15 protein-coding genes are annotated in these 18,321 nt (G+C 41.6%); 7 read left to right on the top strand and 8 right to left on the bottom strand.

Annotation, left to right across the window (positions count from 1 at the left end):
* Window positions 1-17: 17 nt before the first annotated feature.
* The 4 genes from ACFOWS_RS11320 to ACFOWS_RS11305 are packed head-to-tail and all read right to left on the bottom strand — an operon-like array spanning window position 18 to window position 3,207.
* Window positions 18-428: a hypothetical protein gene (locus tag ACFOWS_RS11320; RefSeq protein WP_379764612.1), complete on the bottom strand. Its 411-nt coding sequence runs from the start codon at window positions 426-428 to the stop codon at window positions 18-20.
* Window positions 429-453: 25 nt separating this feature from the next.
* On the bottom strand, window positions 454-855 hold the full coding sequence (locus tag ACFOWS_RS11315) for a hypothetical protein (protein WP_379764610.1): 402 nt from the start codon (window positions 853-855) through the stop codon (window positions 454-456).
* Window positions 856-901: 46 nt separating this feature from the next.
* Window positions 902-1,330, bottom strand: coding sequence for a hypothetical protein (locus ACFOWS_RS11310; RefSeq protein ID WP_379764608.1), 429 nt, complete (start codon window positions 1,328-1,330; stop codon window positions 902-904).
* A gap of 11 nt (window positions 1,331-1,341) precedes the next feature.
* The gene (locus ACFOWS_RS11305; protein ID WP_379764606.1) at window positions 1,342-3,207 is read right to left on the bottom strand and encodes a hypothetical protein; all 1,866 of its coding nucleotides are present in this window, start codon (window positions 3,205-3,207) and stop codon (window positions 1,342-1,344) included.
* A 319-nt stretch (window positions 3,208-3,526) separates the two neighbouring features.
* On the opposite strand from ACFOWS_RS11305, the gene ACFOWS_RS11300 reads away from it, so the two are divergent.
* From ACFOWS_RS11300 to arfB, 3 genes are all read left to right on the top strand, one after another.
* Window positions 3,527-5,680: a prolyl oligopeptidase family serine peptidase gene (locus ACFOWS_RS11300; protein WP_379764604.1), complete on the top strand. Its 2,154-nt coding sequence runs from the start codon at window positions 3,527-3,529 to the stop codon at window positions 5,678-5,680.
* A gap of 128 nt (window positions 5,681-5,808) precedes the next feature.
* On the top strand, window positions 5,809-6,804 hold the full coding sequence (locus ACFOWS_RS11295) for an ABC transporter ATP-binding protein (RefSeq protein ID WP_379764602.1): 996 nt from the start codon (window positions 5,809-5,811) through the stop codon (window positions 6,802-6,804).
* Entirely contained in the window at window positions 6,782-7,186 is a 405-nt protein-coding gene (gene arfB, locus ACFOWS_RS11290; RefSeq protein ID WP_379764600.1) for an alternative ribosome rescue aminoacyl-tRNA hydrolase ArfB, read from the top strand. The genes ACFOWS_RS11295 and arfB overlap by 23 nt, the downstream gene beginning before the upstream one ends.
* A 48-nt stretch (window positions 7,187-7,234) precedes the next feature.
* Here arfB and ACFOWS_RS11285 read toward each other — a convergent pair whose 3' ends face one another.
* From ACFOWS_RS11285 to ACFOWS_RS11270, 4 genes are all read right to left on the bottom strand, one after another.
* On the bottom strand, window positions 7,235-8,866 hold the full coding sequence (locus tag ACFOWS_RS11285) for a hypothetical protein (RefSeq protein ID WP_379764598.1): 1,632 nt from the start codon (window positions 8,864-8,866) through the stop codon (window positions 7,235-7,237).
* Window positions 8,867-9,134: 268 nt separating this feature from the next.
* Entirely contained in the window at window positions 9,135-9,584 is a 450-nt protein-coding gene (locus tag ACFOWS_RS11280; RefSeq protein WP_379764596.1) for a 3-oxoacyl-ACP synthase, read from the bottom strand.
* Window positions 9,585-9,599: 15 nt separating this feature from the next.
* Window positions 9,600-10,952 carry a sensor histidine kinase gene (locus tag ACFOWS_RS11275; RefSeq protein WP_379764594.1) on the bottom strand — a complete coding sequence of 451 codons (1,353 nt, stop codon included), beginning with the start codon at window positions 10,950-10,952 and terminating at the stop codon, window positions 9,600-9,602.
* Complete coding sequence (locus ACFOWS_RS11270) at window positions 10,952-12,319, bottom strand: sigma-54-dependent transcriptional regulator (protein WP_379764592.1); 1,368 nt, start codon at window positions 12,317-12,319, stop codon at window positions 10,952-10,954. Before ACFOWS_RS11270 ends, ACFOWS_RS11275 begins: the two co-directional genes overlap by 1 nt.
* Before the next feature lie 198 nt (window positions 12,320-12,517).
* Between ACFOWS_RS11270 and ACFOWS_RS11265 the strand changes: the two genes are divergently transcribed.
* The 4 genes from ACFOWS_RS11265 to ACFOWS_RS11250 all read left to right on the top strand — a co-directional run bounded on the left by ACFOWS_RS11265 (window position 12,518) and on the right by ACFOWS_RS11250 (window position 18,308).
* Complete coding sequence (locus tag ACFOWS_RS11265) at window positions 12,518-13,861, top strand: TolC family protein (RefSeq protein ID WP_379764590.1); 1,344 nt, start codon at window positions 12,518-12,520, stop codon at window positions 13,859-13,861.
* A gap of 8 nt (window positions 13,862-13,869) precedes the next feature.
* The gene (locus ACFOWS_RS11260; RefSeq protein WP_379764588.1) at window positions 13,870-15,120 is read left to right on the top strand and encodes an efflux RND transporter periplasmic adaptor subunit; all 1,251 of its coding nucleotides are present in this window, start codon (window positions 13,870-13,872) and stop codon (window positions 15,118-15,120) included.
* A gap of 65 nt (window positions 15,121-15,185) precedes the next feature.
* On the top strand, window positions 15,186-15,881 hold the full coding sequence (locus ACFOWS_RS11255) for an ABC transporter ATP-binding protein (RefSeq protein WP_366585802.1): 696 nt from the start codon (window positions 15,186-15,188) through the stop codon (window positions 15,879-15,881).
* Between the two features lie 36 nt (window positions 15,882-15,917).
* Entirely contained in the window at window positions 15,918-18,308 is a 2,391-nt protein-coding gene (locus ACFOWS_RS11250) for an ABC transporter permease (protein ID WP_379764586.1), read from the top strand.
* Window positions 18,309-18,321 lie beyond the last annotated feature (13 nt).

Below are 18,321 nucleotides of genomic sequence, written 5' to 3'. Positions count from 1 at the left end.
CTTTTTGTAACCATTATTTAATTACACCCATTTTCGCACAAGATTGAGGCATCAAGGTTTGCTTGTTTTACTCGATAAAGAAATTTACCATCACCTCGGTTTTCATAGTCTTCTTGGTTCAACAAGCACATTCCCGCAGGTTCAAATAAATTATGCCCTTGTGCCCTTTCTCCATTAAAAATTATTAAAATGGAGTCTGCGTTAAATACATCGAATGGGGAAGTGAACGAACCCAAACTTTCTCCTGCTTTTTTATACGTTCCTCCAGAACTTTTGAGTGAAACCGGGGCAATTTCGGCATTTGGCAATCCATTTCTAAAAAACCGCAAGGTTATAGGAGTATTAAGAGTGTTCTCTATGGTGTATTCTGCTATTGTGGATTGTTCAGGGGTACAACCAACAAACACAAAAAGAAGTAAGGCTATCATTTTTTGGTTTTTCATTTGCTAGCCCTCAATTGCACGGCCCATCACAAGGGTTGGCATTGTTATAATTTTCTTCGGTAATGGTATACGTAAAATGGTCTCCATTTCTTTCATAGTTGGTAAGCATTGAATTACCCGCAGGGCTGTTGAAGGTATGCCCTTCAACTCTTTCGTTGTTGAAAATAAGGGCTATGGAATCCGCTTCGAAAGCTTCAATAGGGCTATTCGACTCAAGAGCATATGTTTTCAATTTTCGTTCTATGACCAAGCCTGAATCGTCTAGCCCAGTAGCAAACACAAAATTTGTTTGTCCTTTTAGAGGAATTTCATAAAAATGGAGCTCTACAGCATGAGTTGTGCTGTTAACAATCCGATAAACCCTTGTTGTTGTGCTGGAATCAGTACAACTTATCGTAATAAGAAGAAGCATTACACAAAAAATGTTTGCTGCCAGCATTTTTCTCATTTAAGCTCTATCAATTACACGGCCCATCACAAGGGGTGGCGTTGTTATAATTTTTGGCATCAATGGTATAGGTGCTTGTGTTGCCGTCATGTACATATGAATCACTTTTGAACAAACTGTGCCCCTTTGGTTCCACTGTATAAAGAAAATGGGTTTCAAGACGTTCATTGTCAAAAATCATCACAATGGAGTCGGCTTGAAGTATTTGATTAATCACCACTACTGTTGATGTATCTTCTCCTCGGAAAATCTCTCCTTTACCTTGTTTGAAAATTGATTTTTTACCACTTGGAAGTCCATTACTATAAAAACGCATTTGCACATTGTTATCCAATCCATTATTAATAATAATGATGCCTGTTTCCTCATAGTCCTTGACTCCACATGAAAACACTAATGCTATAATTCCGAAGGCTACTATTATTCTATTCCTTGTCATCGTAACAATATTTACCAATTACCAAACAATTCTCTAATCTGAGACTGCCGTCCAGAAATAGCAATGTTTTTATCTCTACACTCTTCCCATCTGGTCGTTCCAATCAAAGATTTCTCCATATTTCGCCATGTCACTCCTGAAACCCTGTCCATGGGCACTTCAGGGCCAAATTCATCTCTTTGATTGTAAGAATCATACATGTCATAAAATGTAGTTGTATAAAACTTGTGTTCACCTCCGTTATCAATTCTTCTATCTTGAAGATTATTTCTTTGGTAATTAAAGCTATTCGGTCCCAATCGCCTATACCGCATATTGGTAAGGTATATTTCCACTCCCGTGGCCCAACTCTCTATAAGTCGTCGGGCACTTTCTCCAGCTGGCCCAAGATTATTGCTCCCGAAATTATAAAGATACCCTTGCTCCACTAGATCATCCCATGAAATGGGATCAACACGCCAATGCGCAGCGTGGGCCAACTCATGAATGGTTCTCCCATAAACCATCTCTGGGGAATCACCATATGCTTTGATCTTAATATGGGGTACTATACCAAATGTCCCGTGTCCCAACTGCATTTTTGTGGATGAGGGCCCTTGACTGGTCTCTACCGCTGCTATTTTTATTTGGGTTTTCCAAAACCCATTGGTCGGTGGCCGGGTCAACCCGCCAATATTATGGTAGTAAAAATGCATGGCCGCCTGGAAAATTTGGCCCCTATATTTCATTCTTCCTCCACTTATCCTTAGGTTCCATGGTTGCTTGTACAATTTTGGCCCCTTGTCCTCAGCTTGCGTAAGCCCAGAATGGTCCCGTATGCTAAATTGGTGGCGATCCCATTTAATTACATAGCGCACCTTGGCCCTAACTTCCTTGAAACTGAAATTACCTCTGGAATCGGCAATGGCACGGTCCAAGGTCCAGGTATCCCGTATGAGAACATTGGCCCCATCAATGGGCACATAGCTCCCCGGCCGGCTCTTGGTAAGATTTTTGCAGCTCCGCCTTTCAATTCTTCTAGGGCAGTTGGCATAATCTCCACGGTAACAGGGGCTATAGTCATACGTATAGGAGGTTGTACATTGGGTAACCGTATAAGTAGATGTTCCCATATTGTCATCATAGATTTTTACATTGCCCCGGGGTCTCCATTTCCTTCTGAGGTTAATGCCCAGAAAACAGGTTTCGCAGTCACGCTTTTCTTTGCTTGAAGTTGGGCTGGGAAGTAAATCTTTATTGTTGGTGTCTATATAGGCTTGTTCCAAAACATGATTCATAAGGTCCACCTTGTCATCCACAAAACCCCTGCGTGTATTTTTATCCGGTTCTGTATCAGTGTCTAAGTTTCCGTCATTTTCCGGCATGTACATTTCTTGAAGTATGGTGTGGGATATTTCTTTTGGATACTTACTATCAATGGGAATACTTGCATAAAATGACAATCGCTCCCCTTCCTTTAAAGGGTTTTGCCGATGGAAATGCTCACCATTTTCATATTCAAAAGGATAATCCACAAAAACAATGTTTTGATGTTGTTGCAATATATGCTCTTGTTCATCAGTTTTTGGACTGAACTTGATGTAGAGGTGATTCGGCTTGATATCATAGGCATTGCGATTGACGCTTTTATCTTGTTCATAGGCCTTTCCCGTTTTATAGGTTCCCGTGTTTACACTGTCCAAAACTTTCTGATAGGCTTTTCGGAACGTTTGTATCTCATACGGGTTTTGCAACAGTTTTGGCTTGAAATTTGTCTTTTTCTTCTCTATGGATGCAACAGGAAGGTCAGCCTCAATAAATTCTTCTTCACAGCTTTGTAATGTGTAAAAAATGGCCAGTAGGATAATGTACGGTTTTCTCAACAGTAGTTTTTTCATGTTCATCGATTTGGGTGTTCTAAAGTTTTGGCGCTCTGCCAAAAGATGGAGGTTGATGAATACAGTGTAAAAACCTGTAAGATTTTCTGCGTTAACTCGATTTTAAGGTTAAAGCTTTGGTTTTTTGGGTTTCAATTGACAGAAGAGTATTCTAGATTGACGTATGGGCGTTTTCAATTGACCAAACAAACTAAACGTCAAGACTTCACTTTTTTGAACCCTGTTTTTAGCCGAAGGCGTAAAAAAAAGTTAACTACAGGAGGGTCTTGTAGGTAAAACCAATATTACTTGTACATTTATCCGAATCAATCTGATAAAAATGAAAACCGCATGCCTGTTGACTATTGTAGTCTTGTTCGCTGCATGTCAAAATACTCCAAAAAGAGAGCTCATTACCGTGAATTACCCCACTACCCAAAAAGTTGACACTGTAGATACGTATTTTGGAACGGAAGTTCCCGACCCCTACCGTTGGCTGGAAGATGACCGAAGCGCCGAAACCGAAGCTTGGGTCAAGCAACAAAATGCCGTAACCTTTGGTTACTTGGAGAAAATCCCTTTCCGTGAAGACCTAAAAAATCGTCTGGAAAAGCTTTGGAACTACGAAAAAGTAGGTTCCCCGTTCAAGGAGGGCAATTATACCTATTATTATAAAAACAATGGGTTGCAAAACCAATATGTGGTGTACCGAAAGAAAGAGGGTGGCGAAGAAGAGGTTTTCTTGGACCCAAACACCTTCTCGGAGGACGGGACCACCTCTTTGATGGGTCTAAGTTTTACCAAAGACGGCTCCAAAGCGGGGTATCTAATTTCTGAAGGTGGCAGCGATTGGCGCAAGGCCATTGTTTTGGATGCAGAGACCAAAGAAATTGTTGAGGATACGTTGGTGGACATCAAGTTCAGTGGAATTTCATGGAAAGGCAACGAAGGTTTCTTCTATTCCAGTTATGACAAACCCGAAGGAAGTGAACTTTCGGCCAAAACAGACCAACATAAATTGTACTACCACAAATTGGGAACGCCGCAATCTCAGGACCAAGTAATTTTTGGTGGAACGGAAGAAGAAAAACACCGCTACGTTTGGGGCTCGGTTTCGGAAGATGAAAAATATCTCTTTATCTCTGCATCCGTGTCCACTTCAGGAAACAAATTGTTCCTTATGGATTTAACTCTGGACCACCCAGAGCTTGTCACCATCTTGGATGACACGGACTCCGATACGAATGTCATCGATACCGAAGGGACCAAGCTGTTTTTGGTTACGAACCGAAATGCCCCCAACAAAAAAGTCGTGGTGGTCGATGCTACCAATCCAACCCCGGAAAACTGGAAAGACCTTATTCCCGAAACCGAAAATGTGCTCACCGCAGGAACTGGTGGTGGCTATTTCTTTGCCGAATATATGGTGGATGCCATTTCTAAAGTGCTGCAATATGATTATGAAGGCAATCTGGTCCGAGAAGTTAATCTGCCCGGTGTGGGAAGCGCCAATGGTTTCGGTGGAAAAAAGAAAGAAAAAGAATTTTATTTCTCATTCACCAATTATAGCACGCCCGGTTCCTTGTACAAATACAATGTAGAGACGGGTGAATACGAACAATATTGGCAGCCGCAAATCGATTTTAATCCAGAGGATTACGAGTCCAAACAGGTTTTCTATACCTCCAAGGACGGCACGCAAGTGCCCATGATCATCACCTATAAAAAAGGATTGGAGCTTAATGGAAAAAACCCAACCATTTTGTATGGGTATGGCGGTTTCAACATTAGTTTGACGCCATCCTTCAGTATTGTCAATGCCGTTTGGATGGAACAAGGCGGCGTGTATGCTGTTCCCAATCTTCGCGGTGGAGGTGAGTATGGAAAAAAATGGCATTTGGCTGGGACAAAACTTCAAAAACAGAATGTTTTTGATGACTTTATCGCAGCGGCAGAATATCTGATTGAAAACAACTACACCTCCAAACAATATTTGGCCATTCGGGGTGGGTCCAACGGTGGACTCTTGGTAGGGGCTACCATGACCCAACGCCCAGACTTGATGCAAGTGGCATTGCCTGCGGTGGGTGTTTTGGATATGCTCCGCTACCACACCTTTACCGCTGGCGCAGGTTGGGCGTATGACTATGGAACTTCTGAGGATGACGAAGAAATGTTCAACTACCTAAAAGGGTATTCCCCAGTCCACAATGTAAAAAAGGGTACGGAGTACCCTGCCACTTTGGTGACCACGGGCGACCACGATGATCGTGTGGTTCCCGCCCATAGTTTTAAGTTTGCCGCAGAGCTTCAGGAAAAACAAGCGGGACCTAACCCCACTTTGATTCGGATTGAGACCAATGCCGGTCATGGTGCAGGTACCCCGGTAAGTAAGACCATCGAGCAATATGCTGATATTTTTGGGTTCACGTTGTACAATATGGGATACGATGCATTGCCCAATCAGGCCGTGCTCAAAGAATTTAAGGATTAACCAAGAAGATAGTTTTGTCAACCTGAACTTGTTTCAGGTTCTCACAAGCGACTTTTAATAAATTTCAATGGGATTCTGAAATAAATTCAGAATGACGACATCGATAATATTTATGCAGCCTTTCTTATATGCTCAAAGTTCATATTCCTTCTTTTCAGTATAAATCCCGACCTATTTTAGAGGATATTTCCTTTGAAGTGGCTCCCGGAGAACATTTGGCCTTGATGGGAGAAAGTGGTTCTGGAAAAAGCACCCTCCTCAAAATTATTTATGGGCTTTTGCACGTGGAAGACGGTTCCATTTTTTGGGGCGAAAAACAGGCGTTGGGACCTAACTTCAATTTGGTTCCAGGAGAACCATACATGAAGTATCTCTCCCAAGATTTTGATTTGATGCCTTTTACCACGGTTGAAGAAAACATTGGTCAACATTTATCGGTTTTTGAGCGAGAGAACCATCAAGAACGCATCGATGAACTTTTAGCCCTTATTGAATTGAAAGCTTTTGCGAAAACCAAAGTGAAAAATCTCAGTGGCGGACAACAACAACGGGTTGCCTTGGCTCGTGTCTTGGCCCAGGAACCCCAAGTCTTATTGTTGGACGAGCCTTTTGGCCATATCGACAATTTTAAACGGGGTTCCCTTCGGAAAAATTTGTTTCTCCATCTCAAAGAAAAGGGAATTACCGTACTCGCCGCCAGTCATGATCCAAGTGATGTGCTTCCGTTTGCCCAGCGAACACTTATTCTGGAAAAAGGCAAAGTCATTGCCAATCAGAAAACCAAAAAACTCTACAACAATCCACCCAACCATTATACCGCAAGTTTGTTTGGGGAAGTTAGTCAAGTGCCCATTAAATTGTTGAAATCCTACTCCCAATTAGACAGGTCGGTTCTGGTATATCCTCACGAATTTAAAGTGTCGAAAAGTTCGGGGATGAAGGTGGAATTGACCCAGTCTTTCTTTAAGGGAAGTCATTATTTGAACATTGGTCAAGCTGAAGATGGTTCAATTTTGTACTTCAACACGCCAAAAAAACAAAAGTTGGGCGAAACCGTTTTCCTAAATGTATCATTGAAAACCATCAACAGGCGACTTCAAGGTGAAAAAGCAACAAGTCCATAGCGAATTACAATTTAAAGCTGTACGAAGCAGCGGTGCCGGTGGGCAGAACGTGAACAAGGTTTCCTCTAAAGTGGAACTGTCTTTTGATGTGCCAGCGTCGCAAGGACTGTCTGACGCCGAAAAAGAACGCCTCCTTCAAAAACTAAGGACCCGACTTACCAATGATGGCGTCTTGATTTTGCAATGTGATGAAGCCCGAAGTCAACATAAAAACAAGGATTTGGTGATCAAACGGTTTTTTGAGGTGTTGAGAAAAGCCCTTGCCGTTCCCAAAAAACGAAAGCCCACAAAACCGACCAAATCTTCCATTGAAAAACGACTGAAACTGAAAAAAATATCAGCAGAAAAAAAAGCTTCTCGAAGAAAATCAGATTGGGATTAAATAGAAACCAATCCCAATATTAAACAAATATCCTTAAGTACACATTTTCTAATACGATAAGCCCTCCATTTCCAAATAAGGGAACGCTATCAAAAACTTACCGAATCCTCCCATGTAAGCTTCTGACCAAGCTCCAATTCCAAGTGCGCCTTCGGCCTTTGTCAACGGTCTTTGAAATCCTCCTGTACCACTGTAGGCATTTTGTAAAGTAGTATTGTTGTAATAGGCATTAGCCTGGGCAAGGGGCACCATATAGTGAAATTTATTTGGCATTTGATGTGTGGGGTAGCCCGAGACGTTAACTTGTCTAACCTCTCCCCACGCATTTAATCCGGTGGACTGCCCTAAAAATTTTGTGAACGCCAATAAATAGGTTTCCAATCCTTTAACGCCTCCTTTGGTGTCACTGCCTTTATATGTAGGAAGATAGTCACTTAATCCTTCACTTGTGGTATAATCATAAAAATAAGAATAGCTATACCCTTGAACAATTGGGTTATTCTGTAAAACAGCTACCGCATGACTATGTGCTATACTTGATAGGGTTGACATGGTGATGCCCCAATAGACCAATCCCAAGTCTGAATTACTGGAAGTCGCTCTTTTCAACTCAGTGGTTGTACCATCAGGAAACACACTTAATTTAAAAACATTCTGATACCATGTTTCCGATAAGTCCAAAGCGCTTTGGTCTTGAAAAATCAGACCATAATAATGCAGAAAACTTGCATATTTAGAAGGAACATTCCAATGTGGGAGCACAGCGGCATGATTTACCGTATAATCTGTTTGTTCTATTCCGTTGATAGCTATTACTGCATTGTTGCTACCTGAGTATTTCATGTTATACCCTGTATCGCTTGCGGAAGACTTCCAACTGGATCCAAACCCATAGATATAATGATTGGTCAATTTGTCATATAACCAATCCCTGCCGCTTTTAAACCAATCTTCAATAATTTCCTCTTCTTCATTTGTTAAGCCGGTATCCAGATTCATTGATTTAATTAACGACCAATTGTTCAATGTTTTTTCCAACCATGCGGCTGTTAAGAAAAACGGATTGGTTTCTGTTCCATCCAACCATGAACTTCTGTTGTCAAAGTTGAGATTGGGATCGTTTGCTCTTTTCAAGGTTTGGGTGGCAATGGCTCTAGATAGCTGATTTGCATAAGTCAAATCTCCCTCCTCATTACGATTGGCCAGAAGAAACGCATAAAAACCGGCATAAAATATATTTTCGGAAACATAATGCTCACGGTTAAAAATGTTTGTTGGTACCGGATCACACCCCAATCGACATTCCCTTATGTTACTTGAAGGCATCCAATCCAGACGACCAGTGCCTGGGTCGGCAAGAAAATCCTCGGCCTCATTGATCATTCTTATGATATCTTCCCCATTTGTACCCGGCTTTGAAAAGCCATTTGCAACTCGTGAAACCATTTCATCTACCTGACGATCCGTAAACATTACTTGATAGTAAAGTCCGTTTGTGTTTCCTTGAGGAGTATCGGTATTTTCTTCATTCTCCTCTTGTTCGACATTTTGAATTTCCTCCTGCTCTTCTTCCAGAACAGATTCTAGAAACAAGTCATTGTCCTTAGTACAGGAAATGAAGAAAAGAATACAAAGTGGAATAATCATTAAAAACGTTCGGTTAAAGGTTGATGAATCCATAGAATATCTTTTGAGAAATGGGGTTGCTCTTGATGTTTACTTGTCAAAAAAAATCGTCAAAGCGCCTAATTTTAACGTTGAACAACAATATTTTGGTCGTAAATCTACGGATGAATCCTTTTTTTGGATGTTTCGTCGATTGTTTTTTCGACGAAATGCATTGTTTTTGTGGAATTTAACTCCAATTTATGATTATAAGTTAAAAAAAATGTCTCGGTGACTTCAATTATTGAATAAACGTTGAAGGAAAAATAAATTTGAGCCTAACTCAAACCACCTCCCCAATTACTTGGGCATTACCATTAAAAAAAAAACTCTCCCCCACCTGTTTTCCGATTAAGAGTTGTGCAATCGGCGATTCCATGGAAATGCAGTAAACGGGTTTTTCTTCCAGGGTAAAGGTTCCGCAGGAAACACTAATAAAATAATTGGCTAAACTGGTGGTCACCAGACTCCCCAAACCAATTTTGGTGGACTTTTTTGTAATGTCAATTTTTTTGAGAATCCCTTTCACACGGTCCAATTCTTGCACTTGTTGAGCGAGTTTTTCCTGCTCCAACTGCACCATGGCCCTGCCGGTTTCGTGCTTGTCCCCAGCTGTGTTCTTGGTTTCAGAATCCAATGATTCCTGTAGGGCGGCATTGGCCTCTTTTAAGCGTTCGGTCCGAACATTGACCTGGTTCCAGCAAAATTGTAGAAGTTCCTCTTTCTTACCCATTTTAGTTGTAATACATCACGCAAAAGTAAGTCGAAAAACGGTTTCTTGGTTGGGTACAGAGTGAACTTGCATGCCTCCACCGTGCAATTGCATCACCCGTTTGGAAAGACTGAGTCCTATTCCGGTTCCTTCGCTTTTGGTGGTGAAAAAGGGCACAAAAATTTCATCCATCACCTCCGGTGGGATTCCCGGGCCATTATCGCGAATTTCAATGTATTTTTTACCATTGTTTTCAATGCCAGCTACCATAAGAACCCTTCCTTTTTCCACAGCGCTGACGGCTTGCAGCGCATTTTTGCCCAAATTGATAAGCACTTGGGATATCAGTTTTTCATCAACGAACAATTCCAAATCTTCGGGATGGTATTCCACGGAAAACTCTGTTTGTCCATCATGCAACCGAGCCGACATTAAAACCTCCATTTTGCCCAAAAGTTCCTTGGCACTTACAATGGTTTTGTTTGGTTCTGGCACATGCAATAAACTGCGATAGGATTGCACGAAATCCATAAGATCGCCACCTTGCTCCTTAATGACCTCCAATCCTTTCAGTGTATTCTTAATTTGACTTTCCTCCAATTCTTCCAGTGGAACAATTTTTCCATTGTTCCGATAATACTTGATAATGGAATCTGAAATAGAAGCAATCGGGGTAATGGTATTCATAATCTCATGGGTCAACACCCGAATGAGTCGTACCCACGATTCCGTCTCTTTTTCATCCAGTTCTTTGTGAATATCCTGCACCACCACCAATAAAAGCGATTTACCGTCCAAAGTCAGGGGCGTGGATTTTATGGCCAATTGCGTTTGTTCCCGCTCGTTGGAGAGTTGAAACAGTTTTCGCTCAAAAGGCTCGAACGACTCAAAAATCATATACAGATTTGTATCAACTTGATTGAGTTGTTTGATGTGATTCAACGGGCTGTGGTCCAACAATTTTTCCAAAGTGGGGTTGGAAAACAGAATATGGCCCTTTTCATTATAGGTCATGATGCCGATACTGGCCTGCTTCAAAATTTCTTGATAGTACTGCTCCCTAATCTGTAGTTGCAGGTGCACTTCCTGTATAAGACCATTCACCCGATTTAGACTTTGATTCAATTCTTTAAAGGATTTTATGGAGACTTTTTCAGGAAACCGAAGGGTAAAATCCTCGTTTCGGATGGCATCAAAAAAATAGGCTATTTTCCGGTTGGTCCTATTGATGAACACAATGAGTGAATACACTTGAGCCACTAAGGCAATCAGTGAAAAGAACAAACTCAAATACCATTTGTAGGCCACCGAAAACCCCAATAAAAGGGCTGTTAGCGTAATTAAAAGTACCCTTATGAGAAGCTGAATATAGAAATGTCTACTGGCCATTACTCGTTCTTTTTCTTCAACTTGTTATAGAGCGTCTGCCGGGAAATTCCCAATTGGTCGGCGGCGGCACTGTAGTTTCCGTCGTGTTGGTCCAATGCCCTGGAAATCATTTGCTGCTCCATCTCGTTAAGGGTTTTGGGCTCATCACCAAATGACTGCATGGGCTTGGCATGGAGCAAAAAATCAGTAGGTTTTAGCACGTTCCCATCCGAAAGAATCACGGCTCGTTCCATGGTATGCTGCAATTCTCGAATATTGCCGGGCCACCCATATTCCATCAGTTTTTCTTGGGCCACATTGTTGATGCGCAACCCCGGTTTATCATACTTGTGGGCGAACCGTTTCAGGAAGAAATCCGCCAAGACCAAAATGTCATCATCACGCTCCCGCAATGGTGGCACTTCAATATGAATGGTATTGATGCGATACAACAAATCCTCGCGGAAGAGTCCATCGGCCACCATTTGTTCCAAGTTGCAGTTGGTGGCGCAAATCAACCGAATATCTACATTGACAGGCTTGTTAGACCCTACGCGTACTACCGACCGATTTTGAATGGAAGAAAGTAATTTGGCCTGCATTTGCAGTGATAGATTTCCAATTTCATCCAAAAATAAGGTGCCTTGATGGGCCGCTTCAAATTTACCGGCGCGATCTTCCTTGGCATCAGTGAAAGAGCCTTTAACATGACCGAACAATTCACTTTCAAATAGGTTTTCGGCAATGGAACCCATATCTACATTGATGAATACCTCATTTTTTCGAGAGGACAATCGGTGCAATTCCCGTGCAATCAACTCCTTTCCTGTACCATTTTCACCTGTAATCAACACATTCACATCGGTCTTGGCCACCTTGGCCACTAGGTTCAACACAGAGGTCAGTGCTTTGGATTGCCCAATAATAAAGTTCTTATCCTCGTTGATGACCTGTTTTAAGTTGCTCTCCTTCTTTTTAAGATTGTGGATTTCCAATTTTGATTTTCGCAGCTCATAGGCCGAACGTACCGTCGTCATTAATCGTTCATTGTTCCAAGGTTTCAGGACAAAATCAGTGGCCCCTTGCTTTAGGGCAGTCACCGCTAAATCCACAGCACCGTAAGCGGTCATCATAATCACGGAAGTATGGGGAGACTTCTTTTTAATCTCATTCAACCAAAACAGTCCTTCATTCCCCGTGTTCACTCCCGCGGAAAAATTCATGTCCAACAGCACAATATCAATATCCTGCATATTGGGAAAAGAAGTAATCTGATTGGGGTTGAACAAGGTCTGAACACTTTTGTATTCAAACTGCAACAAAATCTCCAAAGCGCTCAACACACTTTTATTGTCGTCAATGACTAAAATTTTGGCATCTATCATCATTTTTGGCTCAAAAAGAAAGCTAAAGCTACAAATTGGACGTATACAACTCGACAAAGTGTAAAATAATTGGACGTTTTTTGTATAAATATTTTACACCTTCGATTTGTGTTTATCATTAAATCAACACTAACTTTATGATAATCAGTAAACTGTGTTTTTGGCACAAGAATAGCCATTGCTTTGGCACAGGAATATACTATGACCCTTAAAACATACCTTTTTAGTACACTATTTTTTATCTCTGCCCTCGCATCTTCGCAAGAGGTCTGGACTTTGGACGAGTGCGTGGCATATGCCGTAAAAAACAACCTCCAAATCAATGACTTTGAGCTGAACACTGCATCAAACAAGGAATCGTATCGCCAATCCGTCCGTAGCCTATTGCCCATAATAAACGGGTTTGCCGACTATAACATAAATTTTGGTAGATCCATAAACCCAGAGGACAACAGTTTTGTGAATACTGAATTCTTCTCCAACAATTACTCCTTGCAATCGTCTTTTGATGTTTTTCAAGGGTTTCAGAAAATAAACAACATAAAGGCTTCCAAGTTTTTATACAAGGTAACCCAGGAAGAAAGTCTTCAGCAAAAATATTTATTGGCTTTTCGGGTAATGTCCGCTTATTATGATATTCAATTTATTCAAGGACTTATTGATATTGCCAAGGAACAGGTTGAAATATCCCAGACGAATTACGATTTGGTCAAAAAACAGGTAGAACTCGGGGTCATGGCAGGGGCCGATTTATACGAGGCCGAATCGCTGCTGTACGCTGACAGCTTAACATTGACCCAGAATGAGAACCGATTGAAGGCGGCAAAGCTCACCTTGTTGCAAGCTATGAACATTGAGGGCGAAAATGATATCACATTACAGCCTGAACTTATTTCGACAGGCTCTTTTGAGGAGACGGAAAAAATGATTTCGGACTCCATATTTGTAGTGGCAAAAGATTTTATGCCCTCAATAAAAGCCCAAGATTTTCGTGTAAAAGCTGCTAAAAAACAACTGTCCGCGGTACGGGGCAGCCTCTATCCGTCCATTAGCCTACAGGGTGGTATCGGTACCGGATATTTTGAAACGATCAGGGATTCACTGGGCACCACCATTCCTTATAAAGACCAAATACGTGACAACACATTTAAATTTATTGGAGCTTCCTTAAATGTTCCCGTATTTAATGGATGGGCCAACCGTTCCAGAGTGAAGCAACAGAAAATAGCGCTGGAAAGAGCAAAGAACAATGCTAAAATCACAGAACAGGAGTTATATCAAATCATTCAACAATTGGTGCAAGAGCACGAAGCTTTGATGGCAGAGACGATACAAACACAAAAGGGAATTGAGTCTCAGGGACTTGCCTTTGCCATAGCACAAAAACGCTACGAAAAAGGAATGATCAATGCCATTGAGCTCAGGCAGTCGAAAAACTTGTTCGCAACAGCGCAGAATCAAAATTTACAGGCCCAGCTTCGATTACGGGTGAACAACAGCACACTTGATTTTTACAAGGGCCTGCCCATTTTTAATATCAACTAAAGAAAACAATGGATATACAATTAGAAAAAAAGAAAGGACTTAAACCAAAACATTACGGTTACATCACTTTGGGTGTATTGTTGCTCTTCTTGGGGTGGAAGCTGATTTTTGGTAGTTCGGTATCCACGTTTAGGACAGAAAAGGAGCGACTTTCTATTTCAGCGGTAAGTGCTGGAAAGTTCGATGATTACATCACTATAAATGGAAGCGTGGCTCCCATTGCCACAATTTATATGGATGCTTATGAAGGTGGACGTGTTTCTGAAAAATTGATTGAGGAAGGCTCCATGGTCAAGAAGGGTGATATCATCCTAAAGCTGGAGAACATGGCGCTCTACGAGCAGATTCTGGCCAGCGAAAGTAATTTGGCCCTGAAGCAGAACGACCTCAGATCCACCAAGCTCACCTTTGATTCCAGACAGGTTGAAGGCAGAAGAAACTTGGCCACTGCAGAATATGATTTGCAACGTCTAAAACGAAACTTCGAACAGAACGAGGAACTGTACCAGGACGAATTGATTTCCAAAGAGACCTATCTCCTTTCCAAAGAAAATTATGAACTGGCCAAAAAGCAATATGACATTGTTAAACTGCAAACCGAGCAGGATGATGAGTTACGCAAAACCTCGTTGACCGGATTGGATGCGGATCTTGAGCGGATGCAAAAAACCCTTTCCATGGTCTATGAGCGATTGGACCACCTGAATGTTCGGGCCCCTGCTGATGGACAACTAGGGTTTTTGGATGCAGAAATTGGCCAGAGCATTTCCCAAGGAGAACGTATTGGGCAAATTAATGTGCTCACAGATTTCAAAATTGAGGCCGAGATTGATGAACACTATATTGATCGTGTCAAACGTGACCTTTCCGCCATCTTGGAGCGAAACGAAAAAGAGTACACCCTTCGAGTGCGAAAAGTATACCCAGAAGTTAGGAATGGCCGCTTTAAGGTTGACCTTGTTTTTACCGATGAAAAACCAGAAACCATTCGTGCTGGGCAGAGTTACAGCATACGACTCCAATTGGGAGAATCCAGTGATGCTTTATTATTGCCAAAAGGTGGCTTTTTCCAAAGTACAGGCGGACAATGGGTGTTTGTGGTAAATCCAAATGGAGATGAAGCCATCAAACGAAATATCCGTTTGGGCAAACAAAATTCAAGATATTATGAGGTCCTCGAAGGGCTTCAGCCTGGCGAACAGGTGATTACAAGCAACTATGACAGTTTTGGCACCGCAGAACGAATTGTGTTAAAATAGTCCAGAACCGTAACAGTACAGGAATAAAATAAGTCTATATACTAACAGCTAAAACAACCATAAAAATGATACAGATCCAAAATCTAAAGAAAAGCTTCCGAACCGAAGAAGTGGAAACACTCGCCCTCAATGGGGTGAACCTTAAGGTGGCCGATGGTGAGTTTGTGGCCATCATGGGGCCATCTGGATGCGGAAAATCCACACTGCTCAACATCATTGGAATGCTGGACAACCCAACCGAGGGAAGTTATCAGTTTGCAGGCCACAAAGTGGAAGGTCTAAAAGAGAGTCAGCGTACCCAGCTTCGTAAGGGCAACTTAGGTTTCGTTTTCCAAAGCTTTAACCTCATCGACGAGCTTACCGTCTTTGAAAATGTGGAACTTCCCTTGATCTATTTAAAAATGAACAAGTCTGAACGGAAGGAAAAAGTGCAGGCCGTTTTGGAGCGTATGAAAATTGCTCATCGCGAAAAGCATTTTCCACAACAACTTTCAGGAGGTCAGCAACAAAGGGTAGCCATTGCAAGAGCGGTAGTAACCAATCCAAAACTGATTTTGGCGGATGAGCCCACGGGAAACTTGGATTCCAAAAATGGAATAGAGGTTATGAATTTGTTGACAGAGCTCAACCAAGAGGGAACTACAATTGTAATGGTAACGCACTCCGACCGTGATTCACACTACGCACACAGGGTCATCAACCTGTTTGACGGACAAATTGTTACCGAGAGTCAAAACAAACCAATGGGCGCAATGATCTAGGAGTTTATTCATCAATCGCAATCAAAAACAATCATCATGTTCAAAAACTATATCTTAATCGCATGGCGAAACCTAATTAAAAGAAAGGTGTTCACCGCCATAAACATACTGGGCTTGGCCATAGGCTTTGGCAGCAGTATTTTGATCTATCTGTTTTTGACATATCACTTCTCCTTCGATAACTTCCATGAAAACGGTGACCGAATCTACCGAGTGGTCACGGAAGAGCAAAGAGATTATGTAGATTATGAATCCAGTGTGCCACCCGCTTTTGCCAAGGTATTTCGTGAAGATTACAACTATGCGGAAAAAGTGGCCAAAGTAGTCTCTTGGGAGAATTACCAGCTCAATGTGGGGGAAGGCACAAATGGGAAATCATTTAAAGAAGATGCGGTTTTTGCAGAGCCAGATTTCTTCAACATTATGACTCTTCCATTATTGGACAATTTAAGCAACCGTTCTCTAGAAGAGCCCAATACCGCGTATATCAGTGAGAGCATGGCCTACAAAATGTACGGAGATGGGAATCCGCTAGGGAAAACTTTCTTGTTCGACAATAAAGAGACCATTGAAGTGATTGGTGTTCTTAAAAATGCCCCAAAAACTTCGGTTGTTCCTGAAGAGATTTTCATTTCTTACTTTACCTTGGAAAAGTTCAATGACTTTAACGCAGAGGAAACTTGGGGTGGTATTTCTTCAGATTTGCAATGCTTTGCACTGTTGCATCCCAATCAAAATATTGCCCAAATTGAAGAGGTCCTAACAGAACTTCCTAAAAGGCATCGCCCAGACAGTAAAAACAAGCATGTCTACAAGCTGCAACACCTATCCGATATTCACTTCAACCCAAACTACGGAGGAATTAATCCAGCTGTACTTTGGATTTTTGGGGTCATCGGACTTTTTCTGATTGCTGTGGCCTGTATCAACTTCATTAATATTTCAACGGCTCAGGCTTTCTATCGATCCAAAGAAATTGGGATTAGAAAGGTTCTTGGAAGTTTTAAACAACATCTGTTTTGGCAGTTTTTGTCAGAGACCTTTGTTATCAGCTTGTTTGCTATAGGGCTAGGGGTACTCTTGGCGGTTTTGTTCCTTCCTTCTTTCAACAATCTTTTTGAATTGAACCTGTCCATGAACAGCTTGTTGAGTTACCGCTTTTTTATTTTCATTTTTGTAGTGTTGGCGGCAGTCTCATTCCTATCGGGCAGTTATCCTGGCATTCTAATGTCCCGGATAGTCCCTGTTTTGGCCCTAAAAGGAAAACTAAAGCACAACGATACCGGAGGAAGCGCTACACGAAAAGTTCTTGTTGTAACCCAATTTGCCATTTCCATAACCTTGATTGCCGCCACCTTGATTATCTCCAACCAAATAGATTATGCCGTGAACTCAGATTTGGGTTTTGATAAAGAATCCATTGTAATGGTAAGCATCCCAAATGAATTGGAGAAAGTCCAAATCAATAGTTTAAAAGACCAATTTGCCCAAATTCCAGGGGTCATCAAAGTTTCCGCCTGTTTGAGCAGCCCGGGCGGTTCCATTAACAACTGGGGCACCAGTATTAAGTACCATACGCGTCCAGATTTTGAAGAGTTCAGCATTCAAGTGAAATTGGCGGATGCAAATTATCTGAACACTTTTGACATACCTCTTGTGGCTGGAAGGAACTTTTTCGAGAACAATTCTGATTCGATAGCCGAAGTGGTCGTGAATGAAAAATTGGGCCAAAAATTAGGGGTTTCAACACCAGAAGAGCTTGTGGGAAAACAAATTACGGCCAATGGTGGTTATGTTAAGGCTACCATTGTTGGTGTGGTCAAAGACTTTCATGACAATGACTTTACAGAAGAAATAAGCCCCATAATCATTGCAAACCAAACACGGTGGTTTGATGAAATTGCAATAAAAACAAATGGACAAAATACGCGGCATGTTCTGGATCAAATTGGAGAGTACTGGTCCAGTGCTTTCCAAGGTTACATTTATGAGCCTCGTTTTTTGGATGATAGGGTTGCGGAACAATATGAGACCGAACAACGCTATCTTTCCCTTTCCAAGGTTTTTTCTGCATTGGCCATTTTAATTGGATGCTTAGGGCTTTATGGTCTCATTCTCTTCTTTGTAGGCCAGCGAACTAAGGAAATAGGAATACGAAAGGTGTTAGGAAGCAATATTGCGAATATTTTAGTCCTTTTTACAGCGGATTTCTTCAGATTAATTCTAATTGCCGGCTTGGTGGCCACTCCTATAGCATGGTATTTTATGGAACAATGGCTCCAAGGCTACACGTACAGAACCCAAATACATTGGTGGTTTTTTGCCCTTGCCATTTTGGCCATTATGATCATTACACTTATTACCATAAGTTACCAAACCTTAAAAGTTGCGACGACCAATCCAGTAAAAAGTCTTCGGACCGAATAACCAAAAACTAAAT

This window comes from Flagellimonas marina, from assembly GCF_042651185.1.
Classification (GTDB): domain Bacteria; phylum Bacteroidota; class Bacteroidia; order Flavobacteriales; family Flavobacteriaceae; genus Flagellimonas; species Flagellimonas marina.
Note: the sequence above shows the minus strand (reverse complement) of the source record. Positions and strands in the feature narration are given on the sequence as shown.

What these genes read in the sequence shown, in the direction of transcription:
- ACFOWS_RS11320 (WP_379764612.1), bottom strand. Translation starts at nt 428, where the DNA reads ATGATAGCCTTACTTCTTTTTGTGTTTGTTGGTTGTACCCCTGAACAA.
- ACFOWS_RS11315 (WP_379764610.1), bottom strand. Translation starts at nt 855, where the DNA reads ATGCTTCTTCTTATTACGATAAGTTGTACTGATTCCAGCACAACAACA.
- ACFOWS_RS11310 (WP_379764608.1), bottom strand. Translation starts at nt 1,330, where the DNA reads ATGACAAGGAATAGAATAATAGTAGCCTTCGGAATTATAGCATTAGTG.
- ACFOWS_RS11305 (WP_379764606.1), bottom strand. Translation starts at nt 3,207, where the DNA reads ATGAAAAAACTACTGTTGAGAAAACCGTACATTATCCTACTGGCCATT.
- ACFOWS_RS11300 (WP_379764604.1), top strand. Translation starts at nt 3,527, where the DNA reads ATGAAAACCGCATGCCTGTTGACTATTGTAGTCTTGTTCGCTGCATGT.
- ACFOWS_RS11295 (WP_379764602.1), top strand. Translation starts at nt 5,809, where the DNA reads ATGCTCAAAGTTCATATTCCTTCTTTTCAGTATAAATCCCGACCTATT.
- ACFOWS_RS11285 (WP_379764598.1), bottom strand. Translation starts at nt 8,866, where the DNA reads ATGGATTCATCAACCTTTAACCGAACGTTTTTAATGATTATTCCACTT.
- ACFOWS_RS11280 (WP_379764596.1), bottom strand. Translation starts at nt 9,584, where the DNA reads ATGGGTAAGAAAGAGGAACTTCTACAATTTTGCTGGAACCAGGTCAAT.
- ACFOWS_RS11275 (WP_379764594.1), bottom strand. Translation starts at nt 10,952, where the DNA reads ATGGCCAGTAGACATTTCTATATTCAGCTTCTCATAAGGGTACTTTTA.
- ACFOWS_RS11270 (WP_379764592.1), bottom strand. Translation starts at nt 12,319, where the DNA reads ATGATGATAGATGCCAAAATTTTAGTCATTGACGACAATAAAAGTGTG.
- ACFOWS_RS11265 (WP_379764590.1), top strand. Translation starts at nt 12,518, where the DNA reads ATGACCCTTAAAACATACCTTTTTAGTACACTATTTTTTATCTCTGCC.
- ACFOWS_RS11260 (WP_379764588.1), top strand. Translation starts at nt 13,870, where the DNA reads ATGGATATACAATTAGAAAAAAAGAAAGGACTTAAACCAAAACATTAC.
- ACFOWS_RS11255 (WP_366585802.1), top strand. Translation starts at nt 15,186, where the DNA reads ATGATACAGATCCAAAATCTAAAGAAAAGCTTCCGAACCGAAGAAGTG.
- ACFOWS_RS11250 (WP_379764586.1), top strand. Translation starts at nt 15,918, where the DNA reads ATGTTCAAAAACTATATCTTAATCGCATGGCGAAACCTAATTAAAAGA.